This is a genomic window from Streptomyces kurssanovii, assembly GCF_040677245.1.
Taxonomy (GTDB): domain Bacteria; phylum Actinomycetota; class Actinomycetes; order Streptomycetales; family Streptomycetaceae; genus Streptomyces; species Streptomyces kurssanovii.
In genome coordinates, this window is record NZ_JBFAQK010000001.1 from 206977 (window position 1) to 222874 (window position 15898).

Sequence of the window (15898 nt, forward strand, 5' to 3'; positions counted from 1 at the left end):
GAAATCTGAGGAGAATCGTGGCCGAGACCACTGTTGAGACCCCCGTCGAGGGCGAAGAGACCTACGCGGAGGTCACCACCTTCGAGTCGGACGCCCCGGTCGAGGGTGAGTACACCACCGAGTCCATGGCGTCCCGCTTCGGCGACCCGCAGCCGGCCGCCGGCCTGGGCCGTCGCAAGAACGCCATTGCCCGCGTCCGGATCGTTCCGGGCACCGGCAAGTGGAAGATCAACGGTCGCACCCTCGAGGACTACTTCCCGAACAAGGTGCACCAGCAGGAAGTCAACGAGCCCTTCAAGGTGCTCGAGCTCGACAACCGCTACGACGTCATCGCCCGTATCTCGGGTGGCGGCGTGTCCGGCCAGGCCGGCGCCCTGCGCCTCGGTGTGGCCCGCGCGCTGAACGAGGCCGACGTGGACAACAACCGCGGCGCCCTCAAGAAGGCCGGCTTCCTCTCCCGCGACGACCGTGCGGTCGAGCGCAAGAAGGCCGGTCTCAAGAAGGCCCGTAAGGCCCCGCAGTACAGCAAGCGCTAAATCGCACGCTGGCCTGCAGACATCCTGTACGGCTTCTCGTTCGCCCCGGCGGCACTCCGTGCTGCCGGGGCGTTCGTCTATCGACTGCCTCGGGCGAACAACGGTTCGAGCATTCAGCATTCTCGGAGGAACAACAGTGGGACGACTCTTCGGTACGGACGGTGTACGCGGCGTCGCCAACGCGGATCTGACGGCGGAGCTCGCGCTCGGTCTGTCGGTCGCGGCGGCACATGTGCTCGCAGAAGCGGGCACGTTCGCGGGCCATCGCCCGACCGCGGTGGTCGGCCGTGACCCCCGCGCATCCGGAGAGTTCCTGGAGGCCGCCGTCGTGGCCGGCCTGGCGAGCGCGGGCGTCGACGTGCTGCGCGTCGGCGTGCTGCCGACCCCGGCCGTGGCGTACCTCACCGGCGCGCTCGGCGCCGACCTCGGCGTGATGCTCTCCGCGAGCCACAACGCCATGCCGGACAACGGCATCAAGTTCTTCGCGCGCGGCGGCCACAAGCTCGCGGACGAGCTCGAGGACCGTATCGAGCAGGTCTACGAGCAGCACCGCACCGGCGAGCCGTGGGAGCGGCCGACGGGCTCGGGCGTCGGCCGGGTGACGGACTACGACGAGGGCTTCGACAAGTACGTCGCCCACCTCATCGCCGTGCTGCCCAACCGGCTCGACGGGCTCAAGGTCGTCCTCGACGAGGCGCACGGTGCGGCCTCCCGCGTCTCGCCCGAGGCGTTCGCGCGGGCCGGTGCGGAGGTCGTCACGATCGGCGCGGAGCCCGACGGCCTCAACATCAACGAGGGCTGCGGTTCCACGCACCTGGAGCTGCTGAAGGCCGCCGTCGTCGAGCACGGCGCCGACCTCGGCATCGCGCACGACGGCGACGCCGACCGCTGCCTCGCGGTGGACGCGCAGGGCAACGAGATCGACGGGGACCAGATCCTCGCCGTGCTGGCGCTCGCCATGCGCGAGGCGGGAACGCTGCGCGGCAACACCGTGGTCGCCACCGTGATGTCCAACCTGGGCTTCAAGCTGGCGATGGAGCGCGAGGGCGTCGAGCTGGTGCAGACGGCCGTCGGCGACCGTTACGTCCTGGAGGCGATGAAGGCGCACGGCTTCGGCCTCGGCGGCGAGCAGTCCGGCCATGTGATCGTGCTCGACCACGCCACGACCGGTGACGGCACGCTGACCGGTCTGATGCTCGCGGCACGGGTCGTGGCGACGGGCCGGACGCTGGCCGACCTGGCCGGCGTGATGGAGCGCCTGCCGCAGGTCCTGGTGAACGTGCCCGACGTGGACAAGTCCCGGGTGCAGACCTCGGCCGAACTCTCGCACGCGGTCGCCGAGGCCGAGCGCGAGCTCGGCTCCACCGGCCGGGTGCTGCTGCGCCCCTCGGGCACGGAGCCGCTCGTCCGGGTCATGGTCGAGGCCGCCGACATCGAGCAGGCCCGGTGCGTCGCGGGACGGCTGGCCGACGTGGTGAAGTCCGCGCTCGGCTGAGTCGCGCCGTAGGAGTGCGTACGCCCGGTCAGGGACCTGTGTCCCGGACCGGGCGTCCGTGTGTCCGCGCCCGGTGTCACCCGGTCCGGGCCCGTGTCATCCGGTCTCGACGGGCGCGGCGCGCCGGCGCTTGCCGGCCCAGAAGAACTTCTGGGCCAGCAAGGTCAGCGTCCCCGCCAGCACGATGCCCAGCAGGTTCAGCAGCAGCTGCTCGGTCGAGCCCCAGGCCTGCCCGTAGTAGCTGTAGCTGAAGGCGACCGCCGCGTTCGCCGCGGCGGGCACCGTGGTCACGGAGATGGCGACGCCGACGAGAGCGCCCGACTTCGACGAGGTGAGCGAGAGCATCCCGGCCGTCCCGGCCAGCAGGGCGACGACGAAGGAGAACCAGTCCGGGTTGTAGATGAAGCTGGTGTTGGGGCGTTCCGCCTTCAGCATCGACAGCTCGAAGAGGTTCACCGCGTCCATGAAGAGGCTGAAGCCCACCGTCACCAGCATCGCCGCGGCGAAACCGGCGATCAGTGCCACCAATGACCGCATCGCCAGCCGGGGGGCGCGGCGGATCACGGCCGTGCAGAAACCGGCCAGCGGGCCGAACTCGGGCCCGACCGCCATCGCTCCCACGATCAGGATCGCGTTGTCCAGCACCACACCGCAGGCGGCGATCATCGTCGCCAGCGTGAGGAACGCGATGTAGGTGACGCTGAGCGTGGACTCCTCGTGCGTGGCGTCCGTGAGCTGTTCCCACAGGACCGCGTCCGCGCCCTCGCCGGGTGCCGCCTTCTCGGCCCGCTCCGCGCGGTGCGACATCGAGAGGTCGATGTTCTCCACGGCGACGGAGCCGCATTCGTCGATGCCGAGGTCGCGCAGTCCGGCGAGCAGCTCGTCGCCCGCCTCACGGGCCACGTCGCACATCACCAGGTCGCCCTGCGGGTCACGTGCCGCCCCGGGGACGACCGCGAGATGCGCGGTACCCACGGTCTTCTCGAGCAGGCCGAGCACCTCCGCGGTGCGGTCGGCCGGGGTGATCAGACGCAGATGCAGCACGGCGGTGACTCCTAGAGCTTGCGCAGTGACAGCCGCTGCACCTTGTGGTCCGGGCCCTTGCGCAGCACCAGTGTGGCGCGGCCCCGGGTGGGGGCCACATTCTCCAGCAGATTGGGCTTGTTGATGGTCCGCCACATGGTGCGGGCGTAGTCGAGTGCTTCTTCCTCGGAGACCTGTGTGTACTTCCGGAAGTAGGAGAAAGGATTCTGGAACGCCGTCTCCCGCAGCTTGCGGAAACGGTTGAGGTACCAGGTCTCGATGTCCTCGGGCCGCGCGTCGACGTACACGCTGAAGTCGAAGTAGTCGGCGAGACCGACCCGGGTCCGGCCGTCCTTGCCGGGCAGCGCCGGCTGGAGGACGTTCAGCCCTTCGACGATCAGGATGTCCGGGCGGCGCACGGTCAGACGCTCGTCCGGGACGATGTCGTAGATGAGGTGGGAGTAGACCGGCGCCGTGACCTCGTCCTTGCCGGCCTTGATGTCGGCGACGAAACGGGTCAGCGCCCGGCGGTCGTACGACTCGGGGAAGCCCTTGCGGGACATCAGCCCGCGGGCCTCGAGCTCCTTCATGGGAAGCAGGAATCCGTCGGTGGTCACCAGCTCGACCCGCGGATGTTCCGGCCAGCGCGCGAGCAGGGCCTGGAGGAGCCGGGCGACCGTCGACTTGCCGACGGCCACGGAGCCGGCGACCCCTATGACGAAGGGCGTGCCGCGCTGTTCGCCGTGGCCGCCTCCCGCGTCGCCGAGGAAGGTGTTGAGAGCGCCGCGGAGGCCGGCGCTGGCCTGGACGTAGAGGTTCAGGAGTCTGGACAGCGGGAGGTAGACGTCCCGCACCTCGTCGAGGTCGATGACGTCGCCGAGCCCGCGGAGCTGCTCGACCTCCTCGGCACTGAGGGGCAGCGGGGTTCTCTCGCGCAGGGCGCTCCACTCCGCGCGGGTGAGGTCGACGTAAGGCGTCGACGCGTGCTCGGCCCGGCGCTGGGCGCTTCGTGGCGGCGAAGTGATCACAGGGACATTGTCGTGCGTGCGACTCGGTTATGGGTGGTGTGCTCGGTCACGCGGAGCGGACCCGCCCCTGGGGGTCCGCGGCGCCTCCGCGATGGAATGTCAGTGGCGTGGGTCACAGTTATGGGTGAGGTGGGCGCCGACCCGCGACGTCCGCGGACCCGGAGGGTTGTCCCATGACCTATGCGATCCAGGCGGAAGGACTGGTCAAGCGTTTCAAGGACACAGAAGCGCTGGCAGGAGTCGACCTGGCGGCCCGCACCGGCTCGGTGCTCGGCCTGCTGGGGCCGAACGGGGCGGGGAAGACGACTGCCGTACGGATCTTCGCCACACTGCTGACCCCCGACGGCGGCAGGGCGACGGTGGCAGGCCACGACGTCGTCCGCGAGGCCGGCAAGGTGCGTTCCCTCATCGGCCTCACCGGGCAGTACGCGGCGGTGGACGAGAATCTCACCGGCACGGAGAATCTGCTGCTCATCGGCCGTCTGCTCGGCCTGCCGAGACGGGACTCCAAGGCCCGAGCCGCCGAACTGCTGGACCGGTTCCAGCTCGGCGACGCGGCGGGACGGGCCGTGAAGACGTTCTCCGGAGGCATGCGGCGCAGGCTGGACCTCGCGGCGAGCCTGGTCGGCCGGCCGAGCATCCTCTTCCTCGACGAGCCGACGACGGGCCTCGATCCGCACAGCCGCGGGGAGCTGTGGGACATGCTCCGGGCCCTGATAGCCGACGGTGCGACCGCGCTGCTGACCACCCAGTATCTGAACGAGGCGGACCAGCTCGCCGACGACATCGTGGTGGTCGACAAGGGCAGGGTCATCGCCGAGGGCACACCGGACACGCTGAAGTCCGAAGTGGGGGGCCAGGTGCTCCAGGTGAGGCCGGTGGCCGCGGAGGACCTCGCGCGCACCCGCGCGCTGGTGGCGGAGACGGCCGGTTCGCAGACCCAGACCGAGGGCGAGTCCGTCACCGTGCCGGTCAACGACGCGGAGCTGATGCCGGCCGTCGTGCGCAGGCTGGACCGCGAGGGGATAGCGGTGGGCGAGCTGACGCTCCGGCGTTCGTCCCTGGACGAGGTCTTCCTGGCGCTGACGGGGCACCGGGCCGAGTCGGCGCGGGACTCCGACCAGCCGGACGAGTCCGCCCGCGAGTCGGAAGAGGCCGGCCGGCCGGTCGGCGGGAACGAGAGGGAGAAGGCGGTGAGTTCGACATGACCGCGACGACGATGCCGCTCGCGCCCGGCCGGTCGTCGGGACGGGTGAAACCGCTCGACGGGATCAGGCAGACGTTCACGATGGCCTGGCGCAGTCTCGTGGCGGTCAAGCACAATCCGCTGGAGCTGGTCGACTACAGCATCACGCCGATCATGTTCGTCTTCCTGTTCACCTATGTCCTGGGCGGACAGATGGCCGGCTCCCCGGAGGCGTATCTGAAGTACGCGCTGCCCGGGATCATCGTGCAGAACACTCTCTTCATGACCATGTACACGGCCATGGCGCTGAACACCGACCTCACCAAAGGCGTCTTCGACCGGCTGCGCAGCCTGCCCATAGCGCGCTCCGCCCCGCTCGTCGGCCGTATCACCGCGGACCTCGCGAAGCATGTGTGGGCCATGCTGCTGATGATCGGTCTCGGGCTGCTTCTCGGCTTCCGCGTGACCGGCGGGCTCGGCGGCTTCCTGCTCGGCGCGCTGTTGCTGGTGGTGTTCGCGGCGGCCGTGTCGTGGAGCGCCGTGCTCATCGGGATGCTCGCGGGAGACGCGGAGAAGGTGCAGGCGTTCGGCTTCACGCTGATCTTCCCGATCACGTTCACCAGCAGCGCCTTCGTGCTGGTCGACACGATGCCCGGCTGGCTGCAGGCCTTCAGCGACGTCAATCCGGTGACGCATCTGTCCGACGCGTTCCGCGGGCTGCTGCTCGGCGGGCCGGTCGCGGAGCCGGTGCTGTGGTCGCTGGTGTGGGCGGCCGGTATCACCGTGGTGTTCTATCCGCTGGCCATGCGGGCGTACCGGGCGAAGGTGTGAGCCGGGGGCGGCCCGGCGGCGGTGTCGGCGGGGCGGGCTATCGTACGGCTCACCAGCAGCGATTCGGGGCGGGACAGGCGTGAGCCGTCGCCTCGGGAGGGGTCGCTGCGATCACGCGAGGAAAACCGCACATGCGAAGCACCGCTGTACGCCGTACTGCTCTGGCCGCCGCCGCGGCCGCACTGGTTCTCCTGGTCACCGCCTGCGGTGGCGAGGGTTCCGACGGGGGGACGAACGAGAAGGGCAAGGGCAAAGACTCCGCTGCCGCGGAGCCCGCGGCCAAGGCGCTGACCGCGGCCGAACTGGACAAGCTCGCGCTCGCCGAGGGTGACGTCAAGGCGCACAAGATCGTGAAGGCCGGCCCGCAGGACGACATCGCGGCCAAGGACGTCAAGACGGAGAAGGCCGAGTGCGAGCCGCTGGCCCGGGCCGTGGCCGGTACGCCCATGGGGGCGCCGGCGGCGACGGTCAAGCGGAGGGCCACCGCGGAGCCCGACGTGAAGGACGCCGGCAAGGACGGCGCGATCGAAGGCGCCTTCGACATCACGACGTCGCTCGTCGCGCTCTCCTCGTACGAGGGCGAAGGGGCCGCTGACGCGTTCGCCGCGCTCAAGGGCGCGGGGACCGCCTGCGCCGGTGGCTTCGCCATGACGATGGCCAGCACGGATCAGAAGATCGTCAAGATGACCGAGGCCAAGGTCTCGGGCGGCGACGAGGCCGTGGCGTGGACGATGACCGCCGAGCAGGACGGCGAGAAGCTGCCGTTCAACGTGGCGGTCGTGCGCAAGGGCGGCACGTTCGTGTCGTTCTCGTCGTTCAACCTGATCGCTCCCGAGGGCGACCTGCCGCTGCCCACGGCCGTCATCGCCGCCCAGGTGGCCAAGCTCGGCTGACCCCCCTCGGCCGGCCACTCGCGCGCCCACCCGAACTGCCCGCACCGGTCCGGAACCGTAGGCTGCCGACATGTGCGGAATCGTGGGTTACGTCGGCGGACAGTCGGCGCTCGATGTGGTCATCGCCGGGCTGAAGAGGCTCGAGTACCGCGGCTACGACTCGGCCGGAGTCGCGGTACTCGCCGACGGGGGGCTCGCGGCGGCGAAGAAGGCGGGCAAGCTCGTCAATCTGGAGAAGGAACTGGGGGACCGTCCGCTGCCGAGCGGTTCCACCGGCATCGGCCATACGCGCTGGGCCACGCACGGCGGTCCCACCGACGCGAACGCGCACCCTCACCTGGACAACGCGGGGCGCGTGGCCGTCGTGCACAACGGCATCATCGAGAACTTCGCCGCCCTGCGGGCCGAACTGGCCGAGCGCGGACACGACCTGGAGTCGGAGACCGACACCGAGGTCGTCTCGCATCTGCTCGCGGAGTCGTTCTCGTCCTGCGGTGACCTCGCGGAAGCGATGCGCATGGTCTGCAGGCAGCTCCAGGGCGCGTTCACGCTGGTGGCGGTGCACGCCGACGAGCCGGACGTGGTGGTCGGCGCACGGCGCAACTCCCCGCTGGTGGTGGGAGTCGGCGAGGGCGAGTCCTTTCTGGCGTCGGACGTGGCCGCGTTCATCGCCCACACACGGTCGGCGATCGAGCTCGGCCAGGACCAGGTGGTCGAGCTCCGCCGGGACGCGGTGACGGTCACCGGTTTCGACGGGGAGCCCGCCGAGGTGCGGGCCTACCACGTGGACTGGGACGCCTCCGCCGCCGAGAAGGGCGGCTACGACTACTTCATGCTCAAGGAGATCGCCGAGCAGCCCAAGGCGGTCGCCGACACACTCCTCGGCCGCGTCGACGGGTCGGGATCGCTGACCCTCGACGAGGTGCGCATCCCGCAGTCCGTACTGCGTGAGGCGGACAAGGTCGTCATCGTCGCCTGCGGGACCGCCTTCCACGCCGGGCTGATCGCCAAGTACGCCATCGAGCACTGGACCCGTATCCCCTGCGAGGTCGAGCTGGCGAGCGAGTTCCGCTACCGGGACCCGATCCTGGACCAGCGGACGCTGGTGATCGCCATCTCGCAGTCCGGCGAGACCATGGACACCCTGATGGCGCTGCGGCACGCCCGTGAGCAGGGGGCCAGGGTGCTGGCCATCTGCAACACCAACGGGTCGACGATCCCCCGCGAGTCGGACGCCGTGCTGTACACCCATGCCGGACCGGAGGTCGCGGTCGCCTCCACCAAGGCGTTCCTGACACAGTTGGTGGCCTGCTACCTGGTCGCCCTTTACCTGGGGCAGGTGCGCGGAACCAAGTGGGGCGACGAGATCAGGGCCGTCGTCCGGGACCTGGCGCAGATCTCCGGACAGGTCGAGCGGGTGCTGGAGACGATGGAGCCGGTACGGGAGCTCGCGCGCTCCCTCGCCGGCAAGAACACGGTGTTGTTCCTGGGGCGTCATGTGGGGTATCCCGTGGCGCTGGAAGGCGCGTTGAAACTCAAGGAGCTGGCCTACATGCACGCGGAGGGGTTCGCCGCGGGTGAGCTCAAGCACGGGCCGATCGCGCTGATCGAGAAGGACCTGCCCGTGGTGGTCGTCGTGCCGTCGCCCCGCGGGCGTTCGGTGCTGCACGACAAGATCGTGTCCAACATCCAGGAGATCCGCGCCCGCGGCGCCCGGACCATCGTGATCGCGGAAGAGGGCGACGAGGCGGTCGTGCCCTACGCCGATCATCTGGTGCGGATCCCGGCGACGCCGACCCTGCTCCAGCCGATGGTGGCCGCGGTGCCGCTGCAGGTCTTCGCCTGCGAGCTCGCCACGGCCCGTGGCAACGAGGTGGACCAGCCGCGGAACCTGGCCAAGTCCGTGACGGTGGAATGAGCGTCGGATGATCATCGGGGTGGGGATCGACGTGGCGGAGGTGGAACGCTTCGCCGCGTCCATGAAGCGGACACCGGGCATGGCCGAGCGGCTCTTCCTGGAGCGGGAGTTGCTGCTGCCGAGCGGTGAGCGCAGAGGCTACGCCTCGCTCGCGGCGCGGTTCGCCGCGAAGGAGGCGCTCGCGAAGGCGCTCGGCGCACCTGCGGGCCTGCTGTGGACGGACGCGGAGGTGTACGTGGAGGACTCGGGCCGGCCGCTGCTGCGTGTCCACGGCACGGTCGCCGCCCGCGCGGCCGAACTGGGCGTGCGTTCCTGGCACGTGTCGCTCAGCCACGACGCGGGAATCGCCTCGGCGGTCGTGATCGCGGAGGGCTGAGCCGCAACCCTGCGGGGCCGTACGCGGGCTGTGGCCCGGCCCGGAGCGGCCCGCATCGCCGTGCGGGCGGGGCCCGCACCGGGGCGGCGCGGCAGCCCGCAACTGCGGCCGGGCGGCCCGGCGGGCCGGGACGTAACTCCGGTCGCGGGTGGCGCACTTGTGCGGGGTGGCCGCGCGCCGTGGCGTGTGCTGCGGCAGACTCGGGGCATGCGTACTGCGTACAGCGTGGAGACCGTGAGGCACGCCGAGGCACAGCTCATGGCCCGGCTACCGGAGGGGGCGCTCATGCAGCGGGCCGCCGCCGGACTGGCCGCGGCCTGCGCCGGGCTGCTCGGGCGGGTGTACGGGGCCCGGGTCGTCCTGCTCGTGGGCAGCGGCGACAACGGCGGTGACGCCTTGTACGCCGGGGCCCGGCTGGCCCGCCGCGGCGCCGGGGTCGTCGCCGTGCCGCTCGCCCGCGACCGCGTCCACGAGGGCGGTCTCGCGGCGCTGCTCGCCGCCGGTGGGCGGGTCGCCGACGACCCGTTCGAGGTGCTCGCCTCCGCCGACCTGGTGCTGGACGGGATCACCGGCATCGGCGGACGGGGCGGGCTGCGCCAGGACGCCGTGCCCGTGGCCCGCGCGGCCCGCGGTTCCGACGCCGTCATCGTGGCGGTCGATCTGCCCAGCGGTGTCGAGGCCGACACGGGCCAGGTGCGGGGCGAGGTGCTCCGCGCGGACGCGACCGTCACGTTCGGGACGTACAAGCCGGGGCTGCTCATCGACCCGGCGAAGGAGTACGCGGGCACCGTGCGGCTCGTCGGTATCGGGCTCGAGGAGCATCTGCCTTCCGTGCCCGCGCTGGAGGCTCTCCAACACGCCGACGTGGCCAGGATGTTGCCGGTGCCGGCCGCGGAGAGCGACAAGTACCGGCGCGGAGTCGTCGGGGTCGTCGCCGGGTCCGCGCGCTATCCGGGGGCGGCCGTGCTCTGCGTCGCCGGCGCGCTGCGCGGCGGCGCGGGGGCCGTCCGGTACGTCGGCCCGGCGGCCGACGCGGTGATCGCCCGTTTCCCGGAGTGCCTGGTGCACGCGGGGCCCCCGGGGAAGGCCGGCCGGGTCCAGGCCTGGGCCGTCGGCCCGGGGCTCGGCGACGACGCCGGTGTGGTGGAGGAGGTGCTGGCGTCCGACGTTCCGGTGCTCATCGACGCGGACGGTCTGCGCCTGCTGGACGCCGCGGCCGTCCGGGACCGGGCGGCGCCGACCCTGCTGACCCCGCACGCCGGAGAGGCGGCGGCGCTCCTCGGCGTGGGGCGGGAGGAGGTGGAGGCCTCGCGGCTCGACTCCGTGCGGGAGCTGGCCGCGCGGTTCGGGGCGACGGTCCTCCTCAAGGGCTCCACGACCCTGGTCGCCGCGCCCGACGCGGAAAGCTCACCGGTCCGGGTCAATCCGATGGGTTCCTCGTGGCTCGCGACGGCCGGCAGCGGCGACGTGCTCTCGGGCCTGGCCGGTTCCCTGCTGGCCGCCGGTCTCGGCGCGCGCGACGCGGGTTCCGCAGCCGCCTATCTGCACGGTCTGGCGGCCCGTCACGCGGCGGCCCACGGCACGCCGATCACGGCGCTCGAAGTGGCCGAGGCGCTCCCGGCCGCGTGGCGGGACGTGAGCGCGGCCTGACGGGGCGCGGCGCCGGCCCGAGGGCCACGGCGGCCCGGCCGGCGCACCCCGAGTGACGCACGCGACCGCCTGCCGTACGGATCCGGCCGTACGGCTCTGAGACACTGGGCGCGATGAGTCACACAGCACCGAGCAGCCGTTCCGCACCACTGCGCGCGCGGGCCGAGATCGACCTCGCGGCCCTGCGCGCCAATGTGCGTGCCCTGCGCGCCCGCGCGCCGCGCGCCGCGCTGATGGCCGTCGTGAAGTCCGACGCGTACGGCCACGGCATGGTGCCGTGCGCCCGCGCGGCGCTCGCGGCCGGCGCGACCTGGCTCGGTACGGCCACGCCCCACGAGGCGCTCGCGCTGCGCGCGGCGGGTGTGGAGAGCCGGATCATGTGCTGGCTGTGGACGCCCGGAGGCCCCTGGCGTGAGGGCATCGAGGCGGACCTGGACATGTCCGTGAGCGGCATGTGGGCGCTGGAGGAGGTCACCGCCGCGGCGAAGGCGGCCGGCCGCCCCGCCCGTGTCCAGCTCAAGGCCGACACGGGTCTGGGCCGCAACGGCTGCCAGCCCGCCGACTGGCCCGAGCTGGTCGCCGCCGCCCGGACGGCGGAGGACGACGGGCTCGTCCAGGTCACCGGTCTGTGGTCCCACTTCGCCTGCGCCGACGAACCGGGCCACCCCTCGATCGCCGCCCAACTGGCCGTCTTCCGCGACATGGTGGACCACGCGGAGAAGGCCGGCATCGAGCCCGAGGTCCGGCACATGGCCAACTCCCCGGCGACGCTCACGATCCCCGAGTCGCACTTCGACCTCGTCCGCACCGGCATCGCGATGTACGGCATCTCGCCCGCCCCGGAGCTGGGCACCCCGGCCGACTTCGGGCTGTGTCCGGTGATGACGCTCGCCGCGTCCGTCGCCCTGGTCAAGCACGTTCCCGGCGGCCACGGCGTCAGCTACGGCCACCACTACGTCACGGACGGTGAGACGACCCTCGGCCTGATCCCCGTGGGCTACGCGGACGGCATTCCCCGGCACGCCTCCGGCCGCGGTCCTGTCCTGGTCGCGGGCGAGTGGCGGCGGGTGGCCGGACGGGTCGCGATGGACCAGTTCGTCGTCGATCTGGGCGGGGCGACGGTTCCGGAGGGCACGGAGGCCGTCCTGTTCGGTCCCGGCGACCGGGGCGAGCCGACCGCCGAGGACTGGGCACAGGCCGCAGACACCATCGCGTACGAGATCGTCACACGGATCGGAACCCGGGTCCCGCGCGTCTATCTGAACGAAGGCCCGGAGGAACAGGCCCACGACTCGCACGACTCCCACGACTAGGAGAGCGGCACGGTGAGCGAGACCGGTACGGGGGACGCGGCCGAGGCCGCGGTCGGCGCCGCGGCGGCAGCCGTGGCTTCGGACAGCTGGCGTCGCGCGGGCTTCGCGGGAGCGGCGATAGGTGTGGTCGCCGCCGGTGCCGCGGCCGGCGTCGCGCTGGAGCGGCTGACCGTCGGCCGCGGGATGCGCAGGAAGGCACGTCTGGCGCTCGACGCGTCGGGCCCGTACGGCGCCCTGCGCGGCACGCCGGGGCAGGCCCTCGCCGACGACGGCACCGCCCTCTACTACGAGGTGGACGAGGTCGACCCCGAGGCTGCCGCGCCGCGCCGCCGCAGGCTCTTCGGGCGCAAGGCGCCGGCTCCCGTCACCGTCGTCTTCAGTCACGGCTACTGCCTCAGCCAGGACTCGTGGCACTTCCAGCGCGCCGCGCTGCGCGGTCTGGTCCGTACCGTCCACTGGGATCAGCGCAGCCACGGCCGGTCGGGCCGGGGCGCGGCGCAGGCCGGTGCGGGCGGCCTGCCGGTGACGATCGACCAGCTGGGCAGGGACCTGAAGGCGGTCATCGACGCGGCGGCCCCCGAGGGGCCGCTGGTGCTGGTCGGCCACTCCATGGGCGGTATGACGATGATGGCGCTCGCGGCCCACGACCCCAGGATGGTGCGGGAACGCGTGGTGGCCGCGGCGTTCGTCGGCACCTCGTCGGGGAAGCTGGGCGAGGTCAGCTACGGGCTCCCGGTGGCCGGGGTGAACGCGGTGCGGCGGGTCCTGCCGGGCGTACTGCGCGCGCTGGGCTCGCAGGCCGAGCTGGTGGAACGGGGCCGCAGGGCCACCGCGGACCTGTTCGCCGGGCTCGTCAAGCGGTACTCGTTCTCGTCGAAGGACGTCGACCCCGCCGTCGCCCGGTTCGCGGAACGGATGATCGAGTCGACGCCCATCGACGTGGTCGCCGAGTTCTACCCGGCCTTCGCCGAACACGACAAGGCCGAGGCGCTCGCGGTCTTCCAAGGGCTGCCGGTGCTCGTCCTCGCGGGTGACAAGGACCTGGTCACCCCGAGCACGCACAGCGAGGCGATCGCGGACCTGCTGAAGGAGAGCGAGCCGGCGGCCGAGCTGGTCATCGTGCCGGACGCGGGCCACCTGGTGATGCTCGAGCATCCGGAGGCCGTCACGGACCGCCTGGCGGACCTTCTGGTGCGGGCCGGGGCGGTGCCGGCAGCGGCTACCGTTGGTCGGTATGGAAGCACCGCACAGCCCGGCGGCTGAGACCGCCGCCGCCGCTCGGGCACGACTGACGGTCGACTCTCCCGAGGAGATGCAGAACCTGGGCCGCAGCCTCGCGAAGCTGCTGCGCCCCGGTGACCTTGTGATGCTCACGGGCGAGCTCGGCGCCGGCAAGACGACGCTGACCCGTGGCCTGGGGGAGGGCCTCGGCGTCCGTGGCGCGGTCACGTCCCCGACGTTCGTCATCGCCCGTGTGCACCCGCCGCTGACGGGCGGCCCGGCGCTGGTGCACGTCGACGCGTACCGCCTGGGCGGCGGCCTCGACGAGATGGAGGACCTCGACCTCGACGTCTCGCTGCCCGAGTCGGTGGTGGTCGTGGAGTGGGGCGACGGCAAGGTCGAGGACCTGTCGGAGGACCGGCTGCACGTGATCATCGACCGGGTGGTGGGCGACACGGACGACGACCGCCGTGTCGTGACCCTCGTCGGCTACGGGGCCCGCTGGGCGGACACCGACCTGGCGGCGACGGCCGCGTAGGGACGCCCCGGCTCCTGGGGCCGGCTCCGGGCATCCGTGTGTTCCGACAAGACGTCGGGAAAATGTTGCGCCCACGACGCCGCGCGTGATGACATGGTACCGAGCCCTGGTTAGGTCTACCTAACTTGCTGCCCCCGGAGCCCAGGAGGCGTCCATGCCGGCATCGGAGCGCGAAGCGCAGTCACGTCAGCAGCCGTCCAGGCCCACACCGGCGACGCCGCTGCCGTCGGCCGTGTCGATGCGGGACCTGCTGGCGTCCTGCGCCGCGGCGAGCGCCGTGTCCACCCCGCCCCGCGAGAACGGGTCGCACCGCGAGGACGGGACGCCCCGAGGGAACGAGCCGCGCCGCGGGAACGAGCCCCACCGCCCCACCACGCACCGCCCGGAGACCCACCGGGACGCCGCCTGATTCGTACGGGGTCGTACGCGATCACCCGTACGGGTGACAGGCGTGCGGGGGCTACGGAACGACGACCACCTTCGAGCCGATCGTCGCGAAGACCCACATCGCGTCACCGTCGGCCCGCTTCATCCGCACGCCGCCCGTCTTCTTCGTCGGGTCGGGGCTGGCCATCGAGCCGTCGACCGCCGCGCTGAACCCGACGGACACACCGCCCTCGTTCGCGAACCGCACCACATGCTCGACCGGCACCCCGTCGGAACCGGGCACGTTGCCCGACCGTGAGGTGACCGTGTAGGAGCCCGGCTTCGGGCTGACCGTGGAGGGCATGACCTCGAAGGTCCGGCCGGCCTTGCCGTTCGCGTCCACGAGCCACACCCGCCGGTCGCCGAGCGCGTACACGACACGCGTCCCCGTGCCGGAGCCGGCCGGGACGGCCAGCGGGTCCTGCGGCTTCCGGGACGCCCCGGCGCCGGGAGTCGTCGCGGAAGGGGCGGCGCTCGGCGGCTTCGACGCGGCGAGATCGTCGGGGACGTCCGCCGCCGCCTGATAGGCGAGGAATCCGACGACGGCCAGCGCGGCCGCCGTGAGCCCGGCCACGAATCCCGAGCTGCTCCGTGCCACCCTGCCCACCTCTTGGATGCGTGTGTGTTACCGAATACCTGTACTCGTGGTGACGGTAGCACCGCGGCTCCGTTCGACAGTGCCGCCATGGCCCCCTCGCCGGAGCCGTAGGCTGTTTGCGTGCTCTTGCTCGCCATGGATACCGCCACGCCCGCCGTCACCGCCGCCCTCCACGACGGCTCCTCCGTCCTCGCGGAGTCCAGCAGTGTGGACGCGCGCCGCCACGGGGAGCTGCTGCTGCCCGCCGTCGACCGGGTGCTCGCCGAGGCCGGGGTGAAGCTCGACGCCGTCACCGGCATCGTGGTCGGCGTCGGCCCCGGGCCTTACACGGGACTGCGGGTCGGTCTGGTCACGGCCGCGACGTTCGCCTCCGCGCTCGGCGTACCGGTGCACGGGGTCTGCACGCTGGACGGTCTCGCCTACGCGGCCGGTCTCGACACGCCTTTCGTGGTCGCGACCGACGCCCGGCGCAAGGAGGTCTACTGGGCGCGGTACGAGAACGCCCGCACCCGTGCGACCGACGCGGCCGTCGACCGCCCCGCGGACATCGCCGGCCAGGTCGCCGGAATGCCCGCCGTCGGCGCGGGTGCGCTGCTCTACCCGGAGACGTTCCCGGACAACCGGGGCCCCGAGAACGTGAGCGCCGCGGCGCTCGCCGCGCTGGCGGCCGAGAAGCTGCGGGCGGGCGAGGAGTTCCTGCCGCCCCTGCCGCTGTACCTGCGCCGCCCCGACGCGCAGGTCCCGAAGAACTACAAGGTGGTCACCCCCAAGTGATGGCCGCCCACCCACCCCCGGAGCTTCGCCCGGGAGGCGTCCCCGACGACCGCCGCCCCGCATCGGCACCGCTGCGCGGCGGCCTCCCTGAA

General features: G+C 72.1%; 16 protein-coding genes. 13 read left to right on the plus strand and 3 right to left on the minus strand.

Features of this window, described 5'->3' with window-relative positions; all coding sequences use genetic code 11:
* The first annotated feature begins 17 nt into the window (after positions 1-17).
* Together rpsI and glmM are read left to right on the plus strand one after the other, a co-directional pair.
* On the plus strand, positions 18-536 hold the full coding sequence (rpsI, locus tag AB0K36_RS01045; protein WP_053557020.1) for a 30S ribosomal protein S9: 519 nt from the start codon (positions 18-20) through the stop codon (positions 534-536).
* 136 nt (positions 537-672) lie between these two features.
* Positions 673-2031 (plus strand): phosphoglucosamine mutase, encoded by a 1359-nt coding sequence (glmM, locus tag AB0K36_RS01050; protein ID WP_364586500.1) that lies wholly within the window; start codon positions 673-675, stop codon positions 2029-2031.
* 96 nt (positions 2032-2127) lie between these two features.
* Here the strand turns inward: glmM and AB0K36_RS01055 are convergent, their stop codons facing one another.
* Together AB0K36_RS01055 and coaA are read right to left on the minus strand one after the other, a co-directional pair.
* The gene (locus AB0K36_RS01055; RefSeq protein ID WP_364586503.1) at positions 2128-3075 is read right to left on the minus strand and encodes a DUF389 domain-containing protein; all 948 of its coding nucleotides are present in this window, start codon (positions 3073-3075) and stop codon (positions 2128-2130) included.
* Between the two features lie 11 nt (positions 3076-3086).
* A complete protein-coding gene (gene coaA / locus AB0K36_RS01060; RefSeq protein WP_364586506.1) occupies positions 3087-4082 on the minus strand; it encodes a type I pantothenate kinase in 996 nt (331 codons plus the stop codon).
* A gap of 173 nt (positions 4083-4255) precedes the next feature.
* Between coaA and AB0K36_RS01065 the strand changes: the two genes are divergently transcribed.
* From AB0K36_RS01065 to AB0K36_RS01110, 10 genes are all read left to right on the plus strand, one after another.
* Positions 4256-5290 carry an ATP-binding cassette domain-containing protein gene (locus AB0K36_RS01065; RefSeq protein WP_364586509.1) on the plus strand — a complete coding sequence of 345 codons (1035 nt, stop codon included), beginning with the start codon at positions 4256-4258 and terminating at the stop codon, positions 5288-5290.
* Positions 5287-6099 carry an ABC transporter permease gene (locus AB0K36_RS01070; RefSeq protein ID WP_364586512.1) on the plus strand — a complete coding sequence of 271 codons (813 nt, stop codon included), beginning with the start codon at positions 5287-5289 and terminating at the stop codon, positions 6097-6099. The genes AB0K36_RS01065 and AB0K36_RS01070 overlap by 4 nt, the downstream gene beginning before the upstream one ends.
* 131 nt (positions 6100-6230) lie before the next feature.
* Positions 6231-6992 (plus strand): hypothetical protein, encoded by a 762-nt coding sequence (locus AB0K36_RS01075; protein ID WP_364586515.1) that lies wholly within the window; start codon positions 6231-6233, stop codon positions 6990-6992.
* A gap of 70 nt (positions 6993-7062) precedes the next feature.
* Positions 7063-8910, plus strand: a complete 1848-nt coding sequence (glmS, locus tag AB0K36_RS01080; RefSeq protein ID WP_364586518.1) for a glutamine--fructose-6-phosphate transaminase (isomerizing) — start codon at positions 7063-7065, stop codon at positions 8908-8910.
* Between the two features lie 7 nt (positions 8911-8917).
* Complete coding sequence (locus tag AB0K36_RS01085; protein ID WP_005313448.1) at positions 8918-9286, plus strand: holo-ACP synthase; 369 nt, start codon at positions 8918-8920, stop codon at positions 9284-9286.
* Positions 9287-9493: 207 nt separating this feature from the next.
* Positions 9494-10936 carry an NAD(P)H-hydrate dehydratase gene (locus AB0K36_RS01090; protein WP_364586521.1) on the plus strand — a complete coding sequence of 481 codons (1443 nt, stop codon included), beginning with the start codon at positions 9494-9496 and terminating at the stop codon, positions 10934-10936.
* 113 nt (positions 10937-11049) lie between these two features.
* Positions 11050-12249: an alanine racemase gene (gene alr / locus AB0K36_RS01095; RefSeq protein ID WP_364586524.1), complete on the plus strand. Its 1200-nt coding sequence runs from the start codon at positions 11050-11052 to the stop codon at positions 12247-12249.
* A 12-nt stretch (positions 12250-12261) separates the two neighbouring features.
* Positions 12262-13512, plus strand: coding sequence for an alpha/beta fold hydrolase (locus AB0K36_RS01100; protein WP_364586527.1), 1251 nt, complete (start codon positions 12262-12264; stop codon positions 13510-13512).
* On the plus strand, positions 13484-14008 hold the full coding sequence (gene tsaE / locus AB0K36_RS01105) for a tRNA (adenosine(37)-N6)-threonylcarbamoyltransferase complex ATPase subunit type 1 TsaE (protein ID WP_159688511.1): 525 nt from the start codon (positions 13484-13486) through the stop codon (positions 14006-14008). Before AB0K36_RS01100 ends, tsaE begins: the two co-directional genes overlap by 29 nt.
* Positions 14009-14162: 154 nt before the next feature.
* Positions 14163-14417: a hypothetical protein gene (locus tag AB0K36_RS01110; RefSeq protein WP_364586530.1), complete on the plus strand. Its 255-nt coding sequence runs from the start codon at positions 14163-14165 to the stop codon at positions 14415-14417.
* 51 nt (positions 14418-14468) lie between these two features.
* Here the strand turns inward: AB0K36_RS01110 and AB0K36_RS01115 are convergent, their stop codons facing one another.
* Positions 14469-15008, minus strand: a complete 540-nt coding sequence (locus AB0K36_RS01115; protein WP_364586973.1) for a hypothetical protein — start codon at positions 15006-15008, stop codon at positions 14469-14471.
* Positions 15009-15152: 144 nt separating this feature from the next.
* Between AB0K36_RS01115 and tsaB the strand changes: the two genes are divergently transcribed.
* On the plus strand, positions 15153-15806 hold the full coding sequence (gene tsaB / locus AB0K36_RS01120; RefSeq protein ID WP_189466852.1) for a tRNA (adenosine(37)-N6)-threonylcarbamoyltransferase complex dimerization subunit type 1 TsaB: 654 nt from the start codon (positions 15153-15155) through the stop codon (positions 15804-15806).
* The last annotated feature ends 92 nt before the right edge of the window (positions 15807-15898 follow it).